General features: G+C 43.9%; 13 protein-coding genes. 10 read left to right on the top strand and 3 right to left on the bottom strand.

Annotated features, from left to right (window positions below; translation table 11 throughout):
* The 7 genes from RHS_RS22700 to RHS_RS22670 all read left to right on the top strand — a co-directional run.
* A partial coding sequence (locus tag RHS_RS22700; protein WP_047834451.1) for a helix-turn-helix domain-containing protein occupies positions 1-693 on the top strand: 693 nt, incomplete at its 5' end.
* 68 nt (positions 694-761) lie between these two features.
* Positions 762-3050, top strand: a complete 2289-nt coding sequence (locus RHS_RS22695) for a hydratase (protein ID WP_027295351.1) — start codon at positions 762-764, stop codon at positions 3048-3050.
* A gap of 191 nt (positions 3051-3241) precedes the next feature.
* Positions 3242-3541: a hypothetical protein gene (locus tag RHS_RS22690; protein WP_027295350.1), complete on the top strand. Its 300-nt coding sequence runs from the start codon at positions 3242-3244 to the stop codon at positions 3539-3541.
* A 229-nt stretch (positions 3542-3770) separates the two neighbouring features.
* Positions 3771-4877, top strand: a complete 1107-nt coding sequence (locus RHS_RS22685) for an ATP-binding cassette domain-containing protein (RefSeq protein WP_047834450.1) — start codon at positions 3771-3773, stop codon at positions 4875-4877.
* Positions 4861-5724, top strand: coding sequence for an ABC transporter permease (locus RHS_RS22680; protein WP_027295348.1), 864 nt, complete (start codon positions 4861-4863; stop codon positions 5722-5724). Before RHS_RS22685 ends, RHS_RS22680 begins: the two co-directional genes overlap by 17 nt.
* 12 nt (positions 5725-5736) lie before the next feature.
* Entirely contained in the window at positions 5737-7167 is a 1431-nt protein-coding gene (locus RHS_RS22675) for a GldG family protein (protein WP_047834449.1), read from the top strand.
* Complete coding sequence (locus RHS_RS22670) at positions 7167-8405, top strand: DUF4340 domain-containing protein (RefSeq protein WP_047834448.1); 1239 nt, start codon at positions 7167-7169, stop codon at positions 8403-8405. The genes RHS_RS22675 and RHS_RS22670 overlap by 1 nt, the downstream gene beginning before the upstream one ends.
* A 138-nt stretch (positions 8406-8543) precedes the next feature.
* Here RHS_RS22670 and RHS_RS22665 read toward each other — a convergent pair whose 3' ends face one another.
* The 3 genes from RHS_RS22665 to RHS_RS22655 form a co-directional block, all read right to left on the bottom strand.
* Entirely contained in the window at positions 8544-9830 is a 1287-nt protein-coding gene (locus RHS_RS22665) for a serine dehydratase subunit alpha family protein (protein ID WP_027295345.1), read from the bottom strand.
* A gap of 68 nt (positions 9831-9898) precedes the next feature.
* Positions 9899-11452 (bottom strand): response regulator, encoded by a 1554-nt coding sequence (locus RHS_RS22660; RefSeq protein ID WP_047834447.1) that lies wholly within the window; start codon positions 11450-11452, stop codon positions 9899-9901.
* 119 nt (positions 11453-11571) lie between these two features.
* On the bottom strand, positions 11572-13299 hold the full coding sequence (locus RHS_RS22655) for a sensor histidine kinase (protein ID WP_044297135.1): 1728 nt from the start codon (positions 13297-13299) through the stop codon (positions 11572-11574).
* Between the two features lie 208 nt (positions 13300-13507).
* Here RHS_RS22655 and RHS_RS22650 point away from each other — a divergent pair, with 208 nt between their 5' ends.
* From RHS_RS22650 to RHS_RS22640, 3 genes are all read left to right on the top strand, one after another.
* Positions 13508-14737 carry an ABC transporter substrate-binding protein gene (locus tag RHS_RS22650; protein ID WP_044297134.1) on the top strand — a complete coding sequence of 410 codons (1230 nt, stop codon included), beginning with the start codon at positions 13508-13510 and terminating at the stop codon, positions 14735-14737.
* Positions 14738-14920: 183 nt separating this feature from the next.
* A complete protein-coding gene (locus tag RHS_RS22645; RefSeq protein ID WP_395023386.1) occupies positions 14921-18505 on the top strand; it encodes a hypothetical protein in 3585 nt (1194 codons plus the stop codon).
* Positions 18506-18682: 177 nt separating this feature from the next.
* A partial coding sequence (locus tag RHS_RS22640; RefSeq protein ID WP_047834445.1) for a family 78 glycoside hydrolase catalytic domain occupies positions 18683-20586 on the top strand: 1904 nt, incomplete at its 3' end.

Here is a 20586-nt window from a genome sequence, read left to right as displayed (position 1 = left end):
AAGCTTCATATTGAAACGGAAGCAAGACGTGTGGTATTTATGGTAGAAACGAAATATGAGAAGGATAACAATGCACTGGAGACAGTAAAAAGCCTGTTTGCATCAAAACCGAAGGATTATATTACTGCTGTAGATGAAAAAAGTATTATTTTGGTGAAAGAATTAAAGCCGGAGGATACTTATGAGGATATTGATGAGATTGCCAAGATGCTGAGAGACATGTTAAATGCTGAGGCTATGTCCAGTGTCCGTATAGCTTACGGAACGATTGTGGATGAAATTAAATTGGTATCGAAGTCTTATAAAGAAGCGAAGATGGCGCTGGACGTGGGGAAAATTTTCTACGTTGAGAAAAATATTATTGCATACAATACACTGGGTATTGGACGACTCATCTATCAGCTTCCGATTCCGCTGTGTCAGATGTTCATGAAGGAAGTATTCGGAGAAAAAATGCCGGATAGCTTTGATGATGAAACCCTGATGACCATCAATAAATTCTTTGAAAACAATCTGAATGTCTCCGAGACTTCCAGACAGCTTTTCGTTCATCGTAATACGTTAGTTTACCGTCTGGAAAAACTCCAGAAGAGCACCGGTCTTGATATCCGCGTGTTTGATGATGCATTAACGTTCAAGATTGCCCTCATGGTTGTAAATTATATGAAATATATGGAAATACAGGATTTTTAAAATTAAGATAAATCAGAATCTGTCTCAGACAGGTTCTGGGAAACAAAATAGAAAAGGAGTAACTATCAATGGTAAAATTATACGATAATGGCGTATACCTGTTGAACGGGACAGAAATCGTGGAAGATAATGCCGATGCTGCTGCCGTTTTAAAAAGCAAATTAGGCGATAACGTTCCTGCAAAAGCCGAGGCTGCCAAAAATACAATTGCTTATGGTATTTTAGAAAGCCATAATACTTCCGGAAATATGGAAAAGCTGAAGGTTAAATTTGACAAGCTCACATCCCATGATATTACGTTTGTTGGTATTATCCAGACAGCACGTGCATCCGGACTTGAAAAATTTCCGGTACCATACGTTTTGACAAACTGCCATAACAGCTTATGTGCCGTTGGCGGAACGATCAATGAAGACGATCACATGTTCGGACTTACCTGTGCGAAAAAATATGGCGGGGTTTATGTTCCTCCTCATCAGGCAGTTATTCACCAGTTTGCCAGAGAAATGCTGGCAGGCGGAGGAAAAATGATTCTGGGATCTGATTCTCATACCCGCTATGGTGCTTTAGGTACAATGGCAATGGGTGAAGGCGGTCCGGAGCTTGTAAAACAGTTATTGTCAAAAACTTATGATATTAATATGCCCGGAGTAGTAGGTGTTTATCTGGAGGGAGAACCTGTTAAGGGTGTTGGACCTCAGGACGTTGCACTGGCAATTATCGGAGCCGTATTTGCCAATGGGTATGTAAACAATAAAGTAATGGAATTTGTGGGACCGGGAGTTGATAAGTTAACTGCTGATTTCAGAATCGGCATTGATGTTATGACTACGGAGACCACCTGTCTGTCCTCGATCTGGAAGACCGACAGTGAGATTAAGGATTTCTATGACATTCATGGAAGAAGTGAAGAGTATAAGGAACTTGCACCGGGAGCCGTAACTTACTATGACGGTATGGTCTATGTAGATTTAAGCCAGGTAAGACCAATGATCGCAATGCCTTTCCATCCAAGCAATACATATACCATTGAGGAGTTAAATGCAAACTTAATGGATATCCTCGCTGATGTGGAAAAGAAGGCGCTGGTAAGCCTGGACGGAGCTGTAGACTTTACTTTAAAAGATAAAGTACGCGGCGGCAGACTCTATGTGGATCAGGGTATTATTGCAGGATGTGCCGGCGGCGGATTCGAAAATATCTGCGATGCAGCAGACATCTTAAAAGGTGCAAGTATTGGATCTGATGAATTTACCCTTAGCATTTACCCGGCAAGTACGCCGATTTATATGGAATTAGCTAAAAATGGAAGACTAGCAGAGTTGATGGCAACAGGAGCCATTGTGAAGACGGCATTTTGCGGTCCTTGCTTTGGTGCAGGTGATACACCGGCGAATAATGCATTCAGTATCCGTCATTCCACCAGAAACTTCCCTAACAGAGAAGGAAGTAAGCTTCAGAACGGACAGATTTCTTCCGTAGCACTTATGGATGCCCGTTCCATTGCGGCAACAGCTGCAAACAAAGGATATCTGACAGCGGCAACGGATGTGGATGTAAATTACAGCAAACCAAAATATTTCTTTGATAAGAGTATATATGAAAACCGTGTATTCGACAGCAAGGGGATTGCAGATCCTTCTGTTGAAATTAAATTCGGACCGAACATTAAAGACTGGCCTGCAATGTCAGCACTTACGGACAATATGATCCTCAAGGTGGTATGTGAGATTCATGATCCGGTTACCACAACGGATGAGCTGATTCCTTCCGGAGAGACTTCATCTTACCGTTCCAACCCACTGGGACTGGCTGAATTTACCCTTTCCAGAAAAGACCCGGCTTATGTTGGACGTGCGAAAGAGGTATATGCAGCTGAAAAAGCAAGACTTACCGGCGGTGCACCATACGATGCCCTGGCAGAGTTGGAACCGGTTGTAAATACCATCCATACCTTATACCCCGATGCAAATGAGCAGAATACCGGAATCGGCAGTACCATTTTCGCCGTAAAACCGGGTGATGGTTCTGCACGTGAACAGGCAGCTTCCTGTCAGAAAGTACTTGGAGGATGGGCAAATATCGCAAATGAATATGCGACAAAGCGTTACCGTTCTAATCTGATTAACTGGGGAATGCTTCCATTCCTGGTTGATAAAGGTGATCTTCCGTTTAAAAACGGAGATTATATCTATGTACCGGATGTGCGTAAGGCAATAGAAGACAAAGCAACTGAGATTAAAGCTTATGTAGTGGGTGACACAATGAAAGAGTTCACCCTTAAGATGGGCGAACTGACAGATGATGAAAGAACCATCATCCTGAAAGGTTGTTTAATAAATTACTATAAAGGTTAATAATAGAAAGACAAAGGCATAGTCTTATACAAAGGACAATGCTTTTGTCTTTTGCTTTTAGAGGAAATTCCACAACGTAGATCTGACACAGATTTTACAAAAAACAGACTTGAGTTTTATGATTAACTGCTACAATCAGGAAAAGCGGACTGTGTTCTGCTTACGACAAAATTAAACAGGAGGAATGTTCTATGAATCAAATTTATTCGAAACAATCTTTCAAGGTATACCGTGCAGATGGTGGTTTTGTGGTACATAATACAGATAAGAGATTTGAAGAGGGACATACGCATCTCAGCAGTTTTAAGTCGGCAAAGTATCTGGTGGATCTGGCGCTTCATAAAAGTCTGCCATATCATCTGGATACCTATCGGTTAGTCAGCCTTGCCAGAATCAGTATTGATGAAGAGTACAAGGCAAAAGTTATGGAGCTGGTTTCCAATAAAAGAAAAAAGGATAAGTATGTTAACAGCAGAAGAAAATGCGGTTGATTAGTTGATTAGCCAGCGGTTAAACGTATTCTGGCGCTAATAGAAATAATGGGAGTTGTCACTTAATAGGGAAAAGTGGCAGCTCTTTTTTGGTGTTCACAGAATTTTCAGAGAAAAAACACATTTTAATCTAATAAAAAACACATTTATCTCGTAATTTAGATAAGTAATTAACGGTAATTACGGGTTGCCGGGAAGTTGCCATGTGAATGAAAAAGGAGGAAGAAGTTTGATAGAAGTAAAGAATTTAGTCAAAAGATATGGAGATCATCTTGCTGTAGACGGCCTTAGCTTTTCCGTTGAAAAAGGTCAGATCTACGGTTTTTTAGGCCCGAATGGAGCCGGAAAATCGACTACAATGAATATCATTACCGGCTATATTGCATCAACGGAGGGCAGCGTAAGCATCAATGGGCATGATATCTTAGAGGAGCCGGAAGAGGCTAAAAAATGTATCGGATATCTTCCTGAACAGCCACCTCTTTATTTTGATATGACCGTTTGGGAATATTTAAAATTTGTTGCACAATTAAAGAAAATCCCTAAGGATCAACGTCTGGATATGATAAGCGATGTCATGGAAATGACAAAGATTACGGATATGAAGAACCGCTTAATTAAGAATTTATCAAAGGGCTACCGCCAGAGAGTGGGGCTGGCACAGGCAATAATGGGATATCCGGAAGTCATAATACTGGATGAGCCTACCGTAGGACTTGATCCAAAGCAGATTATTGAGATTCGTGAATTAATTAAGAGTCTGAGTAAAAAGCATACAGTCATTTTGAGCTCCCATATCCTGTCAGAGGTAAGTGCAGTCTGTGATTATGTTATGATTATCGCACATGGCAAACTGGTTGCAAGTGATACACCCGGGAACCTGAGTAAGCTGATGCAGGGAAGTGAGACCCTGAACCTGAGAGTGAAAGGAACAAAAGTAGAGACGGAGCAGATTCTAAATGAAATTGAGAATATCGACGAGTGGAGTTTCCTGGAGTCTGATGAAGAAAATACGGTGGATATTGAAGTAAGAGCAAAGGATCAGGCAGATGTAAGAGAAGAAATTTTCTATGGAATGGCTCATGCGCAATGTCCGATTCTTATGATGAAGTCCACCAGGGTATCCCTGGAAGATGTATTCCTGGAGCTGACAGCAGATGATAAAAAGCTGACAGATGAAGCTGGCGGTGAAGAGGAAGATCAGAATGAATCACAGGGTGAACCGGCATCAGCGGCTGATGAACCAAAAGAAGAGGCCCTGACCGGGCAGGAATATGATTTGCAAGAGGAAAAGAATATGGAAGAGGAGGAGCAGACTCATGACAGCGATTTGTAAAAAAGAGGTGAAATCTTATCTTACTTCTATGACTGGATATGTATTTATCGCATTTATTTTACTACTGGCAGGAGTGTATTTTACTGCTTATAATCTACAGATGGGATATCCGGTATTTGGATATACATTATCTGCAATAACCTTTGTATTCCTTATTATAACGCCAATATTGACCATGCGGGTACTGGCGGAAGAAAAGAAACAGAAGACAGACCAGCTGCTTTTGACATCCCCTCTTTCTGTGAAAGATATTGTACTGGGGAAATTTACGGCATTAATCGTGATCTTCCTGATTCCTATGATCATTCTTTGCATTTATCCGATTATATTAAAAAATTTTGGTTCCGTATCCCTTAAAATGGCTTACGTTGCAGTGATCGGATTTTTCCTTTTGGGATGTGCCAATATCGCAATAGGAATTTTCTTATCATCTATAACTGAGAGCCAGATTATAGCAGCAGTAGTAACCTTCGTGGTGCTGTTTATCTGTTATATGATGAGCGGCATTAAAAGTTTTTTTTCGGAAACGGCAATTACTTCCCTCATTGCATTTACCGCGGTACTTCTTGTTTGCTGCGGAATTATCTACATGGTGATGAAGAATTTATTTACGGTGTGCCTGGTGGCAGTTATAGGAGAGGCGGCACTGCTGGTTCTATATACTGTAAAACAAAGCCTCTTTGAAGGAGCAATACAGAAGGTATTGGGTATTTTTGATATCTCCAGTCATTTTGACAATTTTGTCAGTGGAATTCTGGATATCGGAGGAATCATATACTTTTTATCAATCATTGCTGTTTTTCTGTTTTTGACGGTACAGTCGATACAGAAGAGACGCTGGAGCTAGAGGAGGCAGATCATGAAAATAAAAAACATTTTTCCGAAATGGAGTAACAAAAAAGTAAAAAATGGTTCGTACAGCATAGCCATTACGGTGATTGTAATAGCCATTGTAATTGTAATTAACCTGGTGATCGGACAGCTTCCCGGTAAATATACAAAACTGGATTTCAGCGATAATAAACTCTATACGATTGGAGACAAGACGGAGGAAATTATCAAGGGGTTAAAAAGTGATGTAACCCTTTACCTGATTGCACAGAAAGGGCAGGAGGATAGTACCTTAAAAGAGGTTCTGGACCGTTATAAAGACCTCTCTTCCCATATAAAAGTTGAAACCAAGGATCCGGCGCTGTATCCAAACTTTGCTTCTCAGTATACAGATGAGAAGGTCAGCAGCAACAGTATTATTGTGGTTGGAGAAAAGAGAAACAAGGTTATTAATTACAGTGACATTTATGAAACAAGTGTAGATTACAGCACATATTCTTCCCAGGTTACCGGATTTGACGGAGAGGGCCAGATAACCAGTGCCATCTCTTATGTCACATCGGAAGAACTTCCGGTAATGTATGTACTGGGAGGCCATGATGAGGCATCTGTCAGCACTACGATGAAGTCTGCAATTGAAAAGGAAAATATAGAGATTAAGGATTTGAATCTGGTATCCCAGGAGTCGGTACCGGAAGATGCGGACTGTCTGTTCCTGTTTTCCCCAACCAAGGATATTTCGGCAGATGAGGCATCAAAGATCATTAATTACTTAAAAGCAGGCGGAAAAGCAATGATCGTATCAGACTATACCGGTACGGAAATGCCTAATTTCGAATCCGTATTAAAGGAATACGGTGTAGAGACAATGGGCGGCGTGGTGATTGAAGGAGATGCTAATCATTATGCTTCCGGAAATCCGTTATACCTCCTTCCAAATATCGGAAGCCAGGAAGTAGTAAGCAGCCTGAGCGGCCGCTTTGTTTTAATGCCGGTAGCCCAGGGAATTAAAACACTGGATGATAAAAGAGATACGATTAACGTCAGCAGCCTCCTTACCACGTCAGATTCCGCGTATATAAAAAAGGATGCAGAAAACATGACTAGCCTGTCCAAAGAAGATGGGGATGAATCAGGCGCATATGATCTGGGTGTTGCAATTACGGAAACGGTCGATGACAAAGAAACAAAACTGGTATACCTGTCAAGCGGTAATATGTTAAATGAACAGATTGACAGTGCGGTATCCGGTGCCAATACGGAGCTTCTGACAAATGCACTCAGCTGGATGTGTGATCAGGAGGCAAGTGTATCCATTCCAAGTAAGAGTACCCAGGTAAGCTATCTGACAATTACTTCAGCAGCCTCTGCATTCTTAAGTTCTCTTGCGATTGTAATCCTGCCGCTGATTTGTCTGCTGACAGGCGGAGTAATCTGGTTTAGAAGGAGAAAACGATAATGAAGAAAAAGAAGAAATTAATAGGGTTACTTACTGCTCTTGTTGTATTAATTCTTCTGACTGCAGCGTATTTCTGCCTGAAAAATTATAATAAAGAGCAGGAGGCAGAATCAGAAACAGAAGATACCAGCGTTGCAGTAACTTCCATTGAGGAATCTGATATAACAGGACTCACATATATCCTTGATAAGGAAAAGCTGGAGTTTAAAAAAGAAAATAACAGCTGGTATTATACAGAAGATAAAAACTTTCCGGTAGATCAGGATAAAGTGAAAACACTTCTGGATAATTTTAAAGATATTAAAGCCGTAAGAGATCTGGGACAGCTTGAGAATCTGGATGATTATGGTCTTAAAGAGCCCAGTAATACCGTTACGGTGATCAGTAATAATGGTGTAGAGACAGTATTTTATATAGGAAATGAAAATGAAACAACTGGTGATTATTATATGTATATGAATAATCCCGAGCATATCTATACCGTAAGCAGTACCTTTGCAAATGCTTTTAACGGAAAACTGTATGATCTGGTTGTAGACAGTTCCTTCCCAAGCATCACCAGTAATACCATCATTAAAGCAGTAGTTGACCAGACAGACAATCAGCTTACACTAGAATCATCCCGAGATGATTCGGCAACGTGGAGTGTAAAAGACAGTAAAAACAAGAAAAAAGAAGCAGATGGAACCAAGTCTAACCAATTACTTTCCAATGTGACCAGCCTGAACTTTAAGGATTATATTGACTATGACTGTAAGAACCTGGATCAGTACGGTCTGAAAGACCCTTCAGCAGTCATTACGCTGGATTACACGGTGACCCATGAGGCTGAGTCTTCATCTGAGCCTGGATCTGAACCTGGATCTGAACCTGGATCTGAGCCTGCATCTGAGCCTGGATCTGAACCTGGATCTGAGCCTGCATCTGAACCTGGATCTGAACCTGGATCTGAGCCTGCATCTGAGACTGCATCTGCGCCTGCATCTGAGTCTGCATCTGAGCCTGGAACTAAAACCACGGAAGCGGATGACGTTCAGACAGAAGAGTCTGAGAGCGAAACCCAGAGTACAAAACTGGTAACAGAAGTAAAACAGGTAATACTTCAGATTGGAAATCAAACGGAAGACGGTGATTACTACGTCAAGACATCTGACAATAATGAAGTACACACAATGTCAGCCGATGCATTAAAGCCATGGCTGGAAGCACAGTACAGTGATCTGCGGAAGGCAGAATAGCTGTAAAATAAAATGGGCAGGTTCGGTATTTCCCGTATGGAAAATACCGAACCTGCCTTTTTACCCAGATCATACAAATTATATGAATCCAAACGTAACAGCTGAAAATCTTTCTATTATTCTGAAGTCCCCATGATCTTAATCCTGTGGTTCCTGAATCATCAATTTAATGATTTCCTTATCGGTTTCTTTCATCCCCTCTTTACCCAGTATCCCGATATTGCGGATAGTAGCTTCCACACCCTTTGTAACGATACCATCGCCACTGTAAAACTGCTTTCCGTTTTTATACATATAATAACCCAGAATGCCGGCATCCACAGAGGCGGCAATTTTGGCGGCACAGGAAGCCTTTGCCCCGTCGCAGATTATGCCGGAGACAATTGCCACGGAATTTACCAGGGTATGGGCAATAACCTTGAAGTCCCCGCCCATAAGATAGGCGATTCCGGTACCGCTTCCGCAGCCGGCACTGACAGCGCCGCAGTATGCTGACAGTCTGCCAATCCCGGTCTTCTGATGTATGGTAATCAGGTTCGATACCACCAAAGCACGAAGCAGCCTGTCATGACTTACCCCCAGTTCTTTGCCGTATTCAATTACCGGAAGAGAGGCACACATGCCCTGATTCCCGCTTCCGGAATTGATGATAACAGGAAGCTCACATCCGCTCATTCTGGCATCAGAGCCGGCAGCCGCAGCAGCCTTGGCACGAACTTTAATATCATTGCCGTAGGTAGAGAGAATCACATTTCCAATATTAGCTCCGTAAGTTCCCTTCAAACCTTCTTCGGCAATAGCAGAATTATAAGCAATCTGTCGATCCAGAACCTCTCTGACATCATCGATGTCCACTGAATCTGCGAACTCTACAATACTCTCCACATCCAACAGGCTGCGGTCCGTGAGATGTGTCTCAGCCAGTGCAGTTACGCCAGCTTCATAGAGTATTTTCTGATCTTTTTCAATGTACACAATATTTGTATGGTAATCACTGATGCGCAGGTTTACACAGGATTCCTCAGCAGAGAAAAAGAGTATAATATCAAAAATCCTGTCAGTAACGGCTTCTTTTACCACAACGGGAATATCAGTGAGTGCCTGTTTCATCAGCGCTTTTTCTTCCGGCGTCACCTGGGAGATGACTTCCAGTTTTTTATCAGCATTTCCGGCAATTACCCCTGCGATGACTGCGGCAGAGATGCCCTTTAATCCTCCGGTATTTGGAACAATCACGCTCTTTACATTTTTTATAATATTACCGCTTACCTGTATCTCAATCCTCTGGGGAATACACCCCAGTATCTCCCTGGCTTTTGCAGCTCCGTAGGCAATCGAGATTGGCTCGGTACATCCCATGGCGGGAACTAATTCTTCTTTCAGGATCTGAACATAGGTCTGGTACTTGATATTTGTTTTTTTCATAGGTTACTCCCTTTTATAAAGGTATTTAGAATACCTGTTAATAGTATTATTAATAGTTGTATGGTATATTATCCCCGATATTGCTCTGGTGTCATCTGCTCCAGCTTTTTAAATACCCGACAGAAATAGCTGACATTGTCGTAACCTACAGCTTTGGCAATTTGGTATAGTTTTTTGTCGGAATTTTTCAACAGTATTTTGGATTCCGAAACTCTTACCAGATTCAGGTAGTCAATAAAAGTCTTTCCCTGCTTTTTCTTGAATATATGGCTTAGGTAACTTCTGTTCATGTGGAACAGAGAAGCTACAAACTCCACAGAGATATCGCGGTAGAAGTTTCTGTCAATATAGGTTTTCACATTATTTACAATGTCGCTGTCAGAGTACACATTGTCAGGTGCCAAAGCCTGGGATATAGTTCCGAAAAACTGCCGGTAATAGCGGCATAGCTCCTCCAGACTGAACATAGTATCCAGAATATTCTGGATGCTGGTATCCACGGAGTCAGCCTGAATCTGCTGAATATACTGGTTTAGCATCAGCTTCACCTGATTGGTGATTTGGAAGCAGGAGCATTTAATTTCATAAAAAGTGGCATCTGTCAGGCTTTGATAATAAGAAAACAGGTCTTTTACCAAGATATCCACCTCCTGATTCATGCCGGCTTCAATTCGGAAGAGCAGCTGGTCTGTGCGCTCCCAAAGGATGGATTTGGGAGCAGGGGTATCCGTAATGGTAAAGATATAAGTATCATCCTGTACCTTCATCTGATTCAAGGCCTGAATGCTTTCCTGAAAGGCATTGTGCAGGGACAGCAGGTGTCGGTGTTCCCGGCTGACTCCATAGATCACTTGTTCATTCCGGGAAAGAAACAGTGCCTTTAGATTTTCGATCATTTCATGACAGACTGACTCTGCCGAAAAAAACGTCCTGGCGGGAAAGAACAGCAGAAAAAAGCCCAGGTTTTCTGCATGGGGGTGGGGAAGATAAAGAGCCATGTTGTCATAGCCCCTGTCGGAAAGGAGCAGGCTGATTTCATCCTCCGGCAAAGGCTGTTCAGAGCGCAGCAGCACGAAAAGGCAGGAGTGGCTCTGATTGATAAATTTCAACCGTTCGGAGGAGAGATGCAGATTACTCTCGGAGTAACCGCAGATCAGGTTCCTAAGCTGCTCTCTATCGTGGTTTAGGTGAAGAGCTTCCTTATATTTCTCCGAGGACTGAAGTTTTGTTTCCACCTCTGTCTGATTTTCAATGCGGGTGATGGCCTGCTCTACAGCAGAGATAATCTCACTGCTGCCAAAAGGCTTTAAGATATAGTCAATGGCACTGGCGCGGATAGCCTGTCTGGAGTATTCAAAGTCGCGGTATCCACTGATGACGATAATCTGTATCTGGGGATATTTTTCCGCCAGCAGGGGGAGAAGCTGCTCTCCGTCCATGATGGGCATTTTCATATCAGTAATGATAATATCCGGGTGGAGTTTTTCTACAAGGGCGATTCCCTCATCTCCATCTGCGGCCTCTCCCGCACAAGTAATCCGGTCATTTATGGGAGAGAGCTTTTCCAGCGTCCCAAGGCGGGCCAGCTTTTCATCATCAATAATGAGATAGCGGTATTTCATAGTGTAACACTCCTTTGTAATTTATCCTTTTTACGGTTGAAAGTTCCATTTGGTTGGAAATTGCTTTATGATGGTGTTTGAAGTAGCCGCATCCTTTTTGAGATGCAGGTATAGAGCCGTTATCCATCCATCACAGGGAGGGTGATCTGTACCATTGTACCCTGCCCTATTTTACTGAATATCTGAAGTCCGTAATACTCCCCATAGTATAGAGAGATACGTGTGTGAATATTTTTCACACCGATACTTTGACCATGCCTGCGCCCCAGTTCTTTAAATTCCGGTTTCTCCGCCAATTGATTTTGGAGGACTGTAAGCGCATCCTCCGTCATTCCCCTTCCGTTGTCAGTGACACAGAGGAACAACCTGTTTTTCTCCCGCCTTGCTTCCACGGTGATCAAATTTCCTGCACGGCAGTAGTTTAGGCCGTGATACAGTGCATTTTCCACCAGGGGCTGCAGAATCAGTTTCAGCACCTTTACTTCACGGAGTGCATCCGGAATATGCACCTCATATGTGAACCCATAGTCGAACCGGATCTGCTGGATAGCAACGTAATTTTTTACGTGTTCCAGCTCCTCCCTAACGGGAACCAGTTCGCTCTTGGTCTTGATGCTGTAGCGGAACATGCTGCCCAGAGCCATGGTCATGGTGCAGATTCTCGGAACTTTGTTGATTGCTGCAATGCTGTTAATGGCCTCCAGTGTATTATAAAGGAAATGGGCATTTATTTGAGATTCCAGGGATTTCATCTGGGAATCCAGCAGGATCAGCTTGTTTTCCAATTCGTTTTTTATGTAGCGGTTCCGCTCATCCAGCATTTCCTGAAAGGAATTGTACAGAGTGCCAATCTCATTCCGGTTGCCAAAGTAAGGGCTGTCAGATACATCATACTTTCCGTCAGACCGTGCCATCTGACTGCTCAGGTAGGTAATGGGCTTTGTCAGGCTCTTAGACAGGAGAATGGAAATAATGAGGAAGGCCAGTATACAGGTGACGGTAAGAAATATAAGGGTAATCTGCGTAATACTGAACTCATTGTACAGAAGGTCCCGGTTTATGGAAGCATGCAAGGTGAGATCAACCAGATTCAGATCCTTTTCCAGAAGAAGAGAGTCATCGGTGCCAAAATCAGACAGTCCCGGAGATTGGGTAATATACAGGGGGCTGTCCTTTTGCATGACGGTCAGCGAGGCTGTCTCTGGCATGGTATTTACTGTGGCAAGATCAAAGACCTCAGGTTTACAGTCAATCATCAGTATCCCCAAGAAGTCTCGGGTGTGTACATCGTACAGTGCGGTACAAAAGGAGATAGAAGGACTGCTGCTTTCAAAAAAATCTTTTGAATCCGGGCCGTAGATATAGGTGCTTCCTTCAAGCGCCCTTGATTCCTGATACCAGGAATCAAGGGTGGGATCATAATCGTGGGAAATATTGATGCCGTTTCCGTAACCATAGCCCAGAATATTTCCCGATGGGGTAAAGAGAAAAATTCCGTTAATGTAAGGGGAAAAATAAATAAAATCCTGGCAGGTGGAATTCAGCTTTTCGTTGCTTAGATAAATATCGTAGTCGGTGGGCTGAGTTCTTCCGGCATATTTTTTCAGGTTATCCACCATGGACACGTGATCTTCCTTTGGGAGGTACATGGCTTCCACAATATGCTCCAGATTACTAAGTGTATAATTAGCCTGAAAGGAGGCGACATCCATGAGGTTTTCTGCAGACTGAGTGACCTGCTTTTCAATCAGATTGGTATATCTGGTGTAAGTGTAGATGGAAAATATAAATATTGGTATTATGGAAATCAATAAAAATATCAGAAAAAATTTTTTCTGAAGCTTCATGGTGCCATCCTCCTTTGGACGGAAATTTAATAGGTACTCACTGGTAATAAAAAAAGCATATCATATCAAAAAACAATTGTATATACTTGTATTTAAAAAAACCTTTTGCTATGATGTAGAAAAAGGGGTTTAACCGGCAACCTATAAGACTCCTGTTGCGGAGTTACACAGGATACGGAAGCCACATGAGTGGGAGAGTCTGCAGAATATGAGAAGAAAATATGAAGTGGTGTTAATTGGTCTGGCTATGCTGTGCACCCTTATTGGGTGCGGACGAATCAGGGAGGTAAAGACTGAAGATAAGATTGTTCTGACCTATATGGCACCCAGCTATGGGAATCACAGCTTTGTGGGAAAGGAAACGGTAGAGAATATTAATAAGACTTATCCGGATATTGAGATACATCCTGTGATTTTCTCGGAGGAGCAGTATTATACTGTGCTGAAAACAAGGCTGGCCACGGGAAAAGGGCCGGATTTCTTCTTTGTCCAGCCTGAGTATGCGGGTCCTAACGGAGTGAGCAGCCTGGCAGAAGCCGGTTATCTGGCTCCCGTAACAGATTTGGAAGGCATAAAAAATGCAGATGAGACAAAGTGTGCCCTGATACGTCATCAGGACCAGGTTTATAGTGTCTCCATCGGAAAGATGGCACTGGGGGTACTTTATAATAAGACAGTATTTGAGGAAAACGGTGTGACCGTGCCCGGATGCTGGGAGGAATTTATAGAGTGCTGTGAGACGCTGAAGGAAAAGGGTATCCAGCCTATGACGCTTGGAGGAAAGGCACGAAATACCTATCAGTATGGATTATATCAGATTGCGGTAAATCAGATCTACCCCCGGGATCCGGGTTATGACAAAGAGCTGCGGGAAGGCACCAGAAAATTTACCGATAAGGGAACCTGGGATAAGGTACTTACTATGTATACAGGGCTTTACAGAGAGGGATATATGGATCCGGAGTCTATGGAGCTCACAGCGAATGAGGCGCGACAAAAACTGGAAAACAGAGAGGCGGCCATGCTCTTTGTGTCCTCCGGGGAAGCCAGAAATCTGGTGACCGGCGGGGCAGCCAACGGAGATCAGTATGGGATGATGCCGCTGCCTGCCAACAACGCAGGGGAGAAGACTTACTGGAGTATTGGAGAAACCGGAGGTGTGGGAATGTACGCTGGCTCCGCTTACCCTGAGGAGTGTAAAAGAGTTTTAGAGAATGAGTTCTGGAAGGAGCTGTTAGACCCAGAGCCACGGGAGGATCGTTTTTTGGAAGAAGTAAACAGGGCATATGGAGCCGGAGACTATTTTTATCTCTGCAACCAGGGCTGGAACAATGAGGTGGAGATCGTCATGGAAAAGAAGCTGGCAGAGTATATTACCGGAAGCAGGATACAAATCCGGGATATCACCCGGGCTATGCAGGAGGAACTGGAGCGGTAGCAGGCTTTGCGGAAGGATAGCATAGCAGCTATGAAATATAACAACCTAACATTTGTACAACAAAATTTTAACAATAATACAATTCATTTCCTTTAATAATAAATAGGTAAGAAAATGATTGCGGCTTTCAGACTGGTAAACAGAGCCGGGCGGATAGCTGACAAAAGAGAAGGAGATGAGGGAATGAAAAGAAAACGTGTTATTGCATCCCTGATGGCAGCTTTAATGGCAACGACCGGGGCTATTGGAGGCGGAGGACTTACGGTCAGTGCAGCAGGGACAAATTTTCAGCAAGAGCTGGAAGCCAGGTATACAAAGCCGGATCAGTCAAACAATACGGAGCTTAGATGGTGGCTGGCACAGGGATCTCATACCGATGAAACCATTGTGGAAGAGATCAGAATGATGCATGATCAGGGGTTTACCGGTGTAGAGCTATGTATGCTGGATGATGCAACCATTGATACAGAAAAATATGCCTATGGTTCTGCCGAGGCAGTTCACGACTGGAAGCTGGCTATTGAGACAGCAACCAGGTACGGCATGTCTGTTGGTCTTACAAGCGGAACTCATTGGAAGGCGGCCAATATTCCGGGACTGGATCCCGATAGTGAGGCGGCAGGACAGCAGGCGATCTGTTCCGAAGAGACGGTAGAGGCAGGACAAACAAGAGAGGGTAGCTTGAGACTTCCTGATGTCAAAATTCCGGATTCTGCAAAGAAGACACTGATCGGTGTGTATGCTTACCGTATTGCCTCTATGGGAGATGGAACCAACAGTAATTCCACGGTACTGGATCAGAGCTGCTTCTATGATTTGACCGGTGAGGTGAAGGATGGTACGCTGACCTGGACTGCTCCGGATGACGGTGATTACATGCTGTATAGCCTGTGGCAGTGCGGTACATACCAGACATGTGATCCCTCCCAGACAACAGCCTATGCTATCAATTATTTTAACAGAGACGGCGCAAAGGCGCTGGAGGAGTATTTTGATAAGACATTTTTCAATGACCCGGAACTGGTGGAAGCTGTGCGGGAGGGTAATGTACAGCTGTTTATGGATTCTCTGGAATTTACAACCAGTCAGGGCATCTTCTGGAGCGGTATTATGGCGGACCGGTTTCAGGAGAAAAAGGGTTATGATATCCGTCCGTATCTGGCGTTAGTGCTAGGTGACGGTGGAAATACCCTGGGAGAATTGAACACCAGACCGGTGGGACGTTATATTCTGAGTGACACGGAAAATGAAGATGGAAGGACTCTGAGCTGGAAGATTAAAAATGATCTGTATGATGTCTGGACTGATTTGATCCAGGAAGAGATGATGGAGCCGTTAAAGAACTGGGGAAAAGAAAATTACAATATGAAGCTTCGCGCCCAGATCTCCTATGGCACAAAGCTGGAAATCACGGAGATGGCTATGGTTACGGATTACTCCGAGACAGAATCTCTGAACATGAAGGATCAGCCGGATATGTACCGTATGTGGGCAGGGGGAGCGCATATCATGAATCAGCTGTATTCCTCTGAGACAGGCGCAATCTTTGCTTTTGACTATTCAAATGGTTTTAATATATATCATATGAATTATGCGCTTACAGAGCAGGATTGGACACAGATGGCATATGCACTGTATGCCGGAGGTGTTAACCGTGTGATCTGGCATGGGCATGCTTCCGAATGGGGCCAGGAGGGAGTCCAGTGGCCGGGATTTGAGGGTATGTACGGCAATATTTCAGGACGTCTGGATGTACGTGATCCGGAGGCTATGACTTATCCTGAGATGAATGATCATCTGGGTCGTATCCAGGGATTGCTGCGTGAGGGTACATCCCGTACGGATCTGGGTATTCTGCATCTGAAATATGGTGAGCCCACAGCTTATGGCCCAAAATACTACGATCCTTTAAGTGAGCACGAAGGGGTATACTGGAAGGATACCACTCTGCAGGATGCAGGGTACACCTATGACTATTTCTCGCCGGACTATCTGAATATGATGGAGTATGATTCCAATTCCGGAAGCCTGGGTGATACCGTGGGATATAAGGCAATTTTGGTGCATCAGGAGGCGATGCCGCTGGATGCTGCCAAGCGACTGCTTGATCTGGCAAAACAAGGACTGAAGGTCATCATCGTTCAGGACGGCGCTACGATCACGCCCTACAAGCAGGAAAGTGAAGCTGAACTGGCAGATGTGATGGATGAGATGAGGAATCTTAGTAACGTAGCCAGTGTAGCATACGAGGCAGATGCATACAATGCGCTGCAAAAAATGGATGTACAGCCCCGGGCTGAGATAATTGGTTCTAATGCGCAGATACTAACCCAACTGCGGGCTGACGGTGACAACCTGTTTATGTACGCATGGAACTACTGTGACAGCCAGAACTGTGGTCTGGATCATGGCTTACATGCTACCACAGATGTCAGCATGGACGGTATTTACATTCCCTATGAGATTAATGACTGGACCGGTGAGGTAAAGAAGGTTGCCAACTACCGATACGAGAACGGCAAAACAATATTTACTGTTGATCTGAACTACAGCGATGTTGGGCTGTATGCATTTGAAGCGGTAGAGGCAGAGGAACTGCATGCCGTATCTACCGATGCCCAGAGCCTCTATAATGATAATGGAACGTTTGTTGTACGCTCTGCCAGGTCATGCAGCAATGTTACCACACTGAGCGACGGAACCTCCTACCAGACCAGCGTAAAGGTGCCGGCTTCAAAAGAACTGACAGGCTGGGATCTGACCGTGGAAAATTGGACGCAGGGGGAATTGCAGACCCACACGGAGGATAATGGGGAAACAGGAATTACAACAACGGAATACAAATATGATACAAACAAAGATACAATCAGCGTGAAACTGGATCAACTGGTTACCTGGGACAAAATCGGAGAAATCGGTCAGGATGTATCCGGTGTGGGCCGCTACACTACAACCTTTATCTGGGATAAGTCAAAAGCGGCAGGCGCTTATCTGGATCTTGGTGAGTTTCCGGGAGCAGCAGCTGTAAAGGTAAACGGACAGGAGGCAGAGCCGGTTAATGTAAACAATGCAGTACTGGATATCAGTCATTTGATAGCGGACGGCACAAATACATTAGAGGTTACCATTGCCACTACCTTGAGCAACCGACTGCTGCAGATGGGAAGACTGGAGGTTTCCGGCGGATTTTTCAATGATTATGAGGTGAAATATTACGCTAACGGTTTATCTTCAGCTACATTGATCCCGTTTGCTGAGGCTAAACTCTCTGAGTCTAACCGGATAAAGACAGCGGAGGAATTAAATGCAGAGCTGGATGCAGCCAGAAAAGCAGCCGATGAAGCCAAGGCACAACTTGCTGCGCTGAAAGCAGATAAGGCGGCGAGTGATGCAGAACTTCAGACTGCAAAAAAAGCAGCGGAAGATGCTTTAAAGGCCGTCAAAGCTGCACAGGATCAGATAGATAAAATAACATTCCGGGAAAAGAAGATTAAGATAAAATCAGTAAAAAGTACGTCCAAACGGTCTGCGAAAGTATCCTGGAAGAAAGTAAGCGGTGCAAACGGATACCAGATTCAGTACGCTGCCAAGTCTAATTTCAAGAGCAGGAAGACAATAACCCTAAAGAGTGGGAAGACTGTCGTAAAGACCATACGAAAATTAAAGAGCAAAAAGACGTACTATTTACGTATGAGAGCTTACAAGACCATTGCCGGGAAAACAGTTTATACCAACTACAGCCAAGAGAAGAAAGTAACTGTAAAATAAAAAAACTGACATATTATTATATCCAGTAGAAGAAATACCCGGGACCCAGGTTAGAACAATGGATTCCGGGTATTTTTATAACCTTTGCTGCCTAACATTTGTTCAATGAAGTTTTAACAATAGTACAAAGCAGATCCGGTATACTGACATCGTAAAGAAAAGGAGGGAATTATTCTTATGAAGAAAAAGAAACTTGCAGCTATATTCCTGGCTGCTACGATGACTGCAACCAGTGCATTTGGATCTATGCCGGCAATAGCATTTGCAGCAGAAGACACGCAGGTGGTAAATGCAAAAGTAGACTATATGGTGAATCCCGTTGGTCTGGCAAAGGAGGATGTAAAGTTTAGCTGGGCAATGACTTCATCTGATACAGGTGCGGCACAGACTGCCTACCAGATTGTTGTATGTGAGGGAAGTGCTGATGGAGCAATTGTCTGGGACAGCGGTAAAGTAGACGGTTCCGAATCTGTAGGAATCCCATACGGCGGAAATACTGCGCTGCAGGATGCCGCCAGATACTACTGGACGGTAACCATTACGGATAAGGACGGCAATACCGCTGTATCGGATCCCGCGTACTTTGAAACTGCCGGAAGCATAGACGGAGCCCGGTGGCTGTACGCAGGGGGAGCTAATCAGGCGGCTCCGCTGTTTCGTAAAGAGATGGCACTGGACAGTTCCAAAACAATTGTTTCTGCACGGCTGTATATGACTGCAATGGGTATATATCAGGCTTACATAAATGGCCGGGAAGTAAATTCTAATGTAGATGATATTTTCAATCCCGGGTGGACAGCATATGAACACTATGCCAATTACCAAACTTATGACGTAACAGATCTGGTGCAGAACGGTAACAATGCTATCGGAGTAGCCGTAGGGGGAGGCTGGTATCAGACAGCATATCAGTCCAACTTCGCAGCTGTCTTTGGACCTGATGATAAAGCCAGTGAAAGAGGGATTTTGGGGAAATTGGTAGTTACCTACGACGATGGAACCAGTACGGTAGTAAATACGGATACAGACTGGAAAGTTTCCCAGGACAGCCCGTATACCTACGATGATTTCTGGAACGGTGAACACTATGATGCAAATATTGCGGCAAAAATCAGCGGCTGGAATGAAGCTGGCTATCAGGATAGTGGATGGAATGCGGCAGATGTCACTGAATACAGCGGTGAACTGCATCCAAACTCTAAGGCAGCAGCAGTTATTCGTGATGAGTATGAGCAGAAACCAATTGCCGGCTACACTTATGATCCGGCAAATATCCTTAATGCAACCGGCACAAGCGAAGGATTGACCTACGGTGAGGTTGTAAGGGAAGATGTAAATGTGGACAATGACATCACCATCAAAGCCGGTGACAAGCTGATCCTGGATATGGGACAGAACATGGTTGGACTTACGAACGCCGTGATGAGCGGTTCCAAAGATACGGAGGTGACCTTCCGCTTTGCAGAAGCCCTCAATGATGGCCGTGACAGTGACTACGTATCCGATGACAATAACGGCCCTATGGGAAGTGACGGTCCGGATGGATCACTATACCGGATTGCTCTGCGCTCAGCCCAGTGTACGGATATCTATACGATGACAGGCGAAGACAAAGAAGAATACCAGCAGACCTTTACTTACCGGGGATTTCGTTATGTGGAGGTTTCTGCAACAAAAGATATCACCCTTCACAGTTTAAGAGGACGTGTGATTACATCTGTAAGCGATCGAACCGGTTATATCACAACTTCAGATTCCGACTTAAACCGTTTCGTAGAAAATACCATTTGGAGTGAAATGGGTAATTATCTGTCTATTCCCATAGACTGCCCCCAGCGTAATGAGCGTGCAGGATGGACAGGAGATGCGCAGTTGTTTGCCCAGTCAGCAACACTAAACTTCGATGTAAATGCATTCCTGGAAAATTATATTGATATCATGAATGATTATGCAGAAAACTCCAACAATTTCTATGCAGATGTTATGCCAAAGAATCGTGCTGTGGACAGTAAATACTGTGGATGGAGCGATGCAGGAATTATTATTCCATGGGTAATGTATCAGCAGACAGGTGATATCAG

The sequence above is a fragment of the Robinsoniella sp. RHS genome (genome assembly GCF_001029355.1).
Lineage (GTDB): Bacteria > Bacillota > Clostridia > Lachnospirales > Lachnospiraceae > Robinsoniella > Robinsoniella peoriensis.
This window is presented reverse-complemented; position numbering and strand designations above follow the sequence as displayed.

Bases quoted from the DNA above. Each gene is read 5' to 3' on its own strand.
- RHS_RS22680 (WP_027295348.1), top strand. From the start codon at position 4,861: ATGACAGCGATTTGTAAAAAAGAGGTGAAATCTTATCTTACTTCTATG.
- RHS_RS22655 (WP_044297135.1), bottom strand. From the start codon at position 13,299: ATGAAGCTTCAGAAAAAATTTTTTCTGATATTTTTATTGATTTCCATA.
- RHS_RS22665 (WP_027295345.1), bottom strand. From the start codon at position 9,830: ATGAAAAAAACAAATATCAAGTACCAGACCTATGTTCAGATCCTGAAA.
- RHS_RS22695 (WP_027295351.1), top strand. From the start codon at position 762: ATGGTAAAATTATACGATAATGGCGTATACCTGTTGAACGGGACAGAA.
- RHS_RS22675 (WP_047834449.1), top strand. From the start codon at position 5,737: ATGAAAATAAAAAACATTTTTCCGAAATGGAGTAACAAAAAAGTAAAA.
- RHS_RS22670 (WP_047834448.1), top strand. From the start codon at position 7,167: ATGAAGAAAAAGAAGAAATTAATAGGGTTACTTACTGCTCTTGTTGTA.
- RHS_RS22690 (WP_027295350.1), top strand. From the start codon at position 3,242: ATGAATCAAATTTATTCGAAACAATCTTTCAAGGTATACCGTGCAGAT.
- RHS_RS22650 (WP_044297134.1), top strand. From the start codon at position 13,508: ATGAGAAGAAAATATGAAGTGGTGTTAATTGGTCTGGCTATGCTGTGC.
- RHS_RS22660 (WP_047834447.1), bottom strand. From the start codon at position 11,452: ATGAAATACCGCTATCTCATTATTGATGATGAAAAGCTGGCCCGCCTT.
- RHS_RS22645 (WP_395023386.1), top strand. From the start codon at position 14,921: ATGAAAAGAAAACGTGTTATTGCATCCCTGATGGCAGCTTTAATGGCA.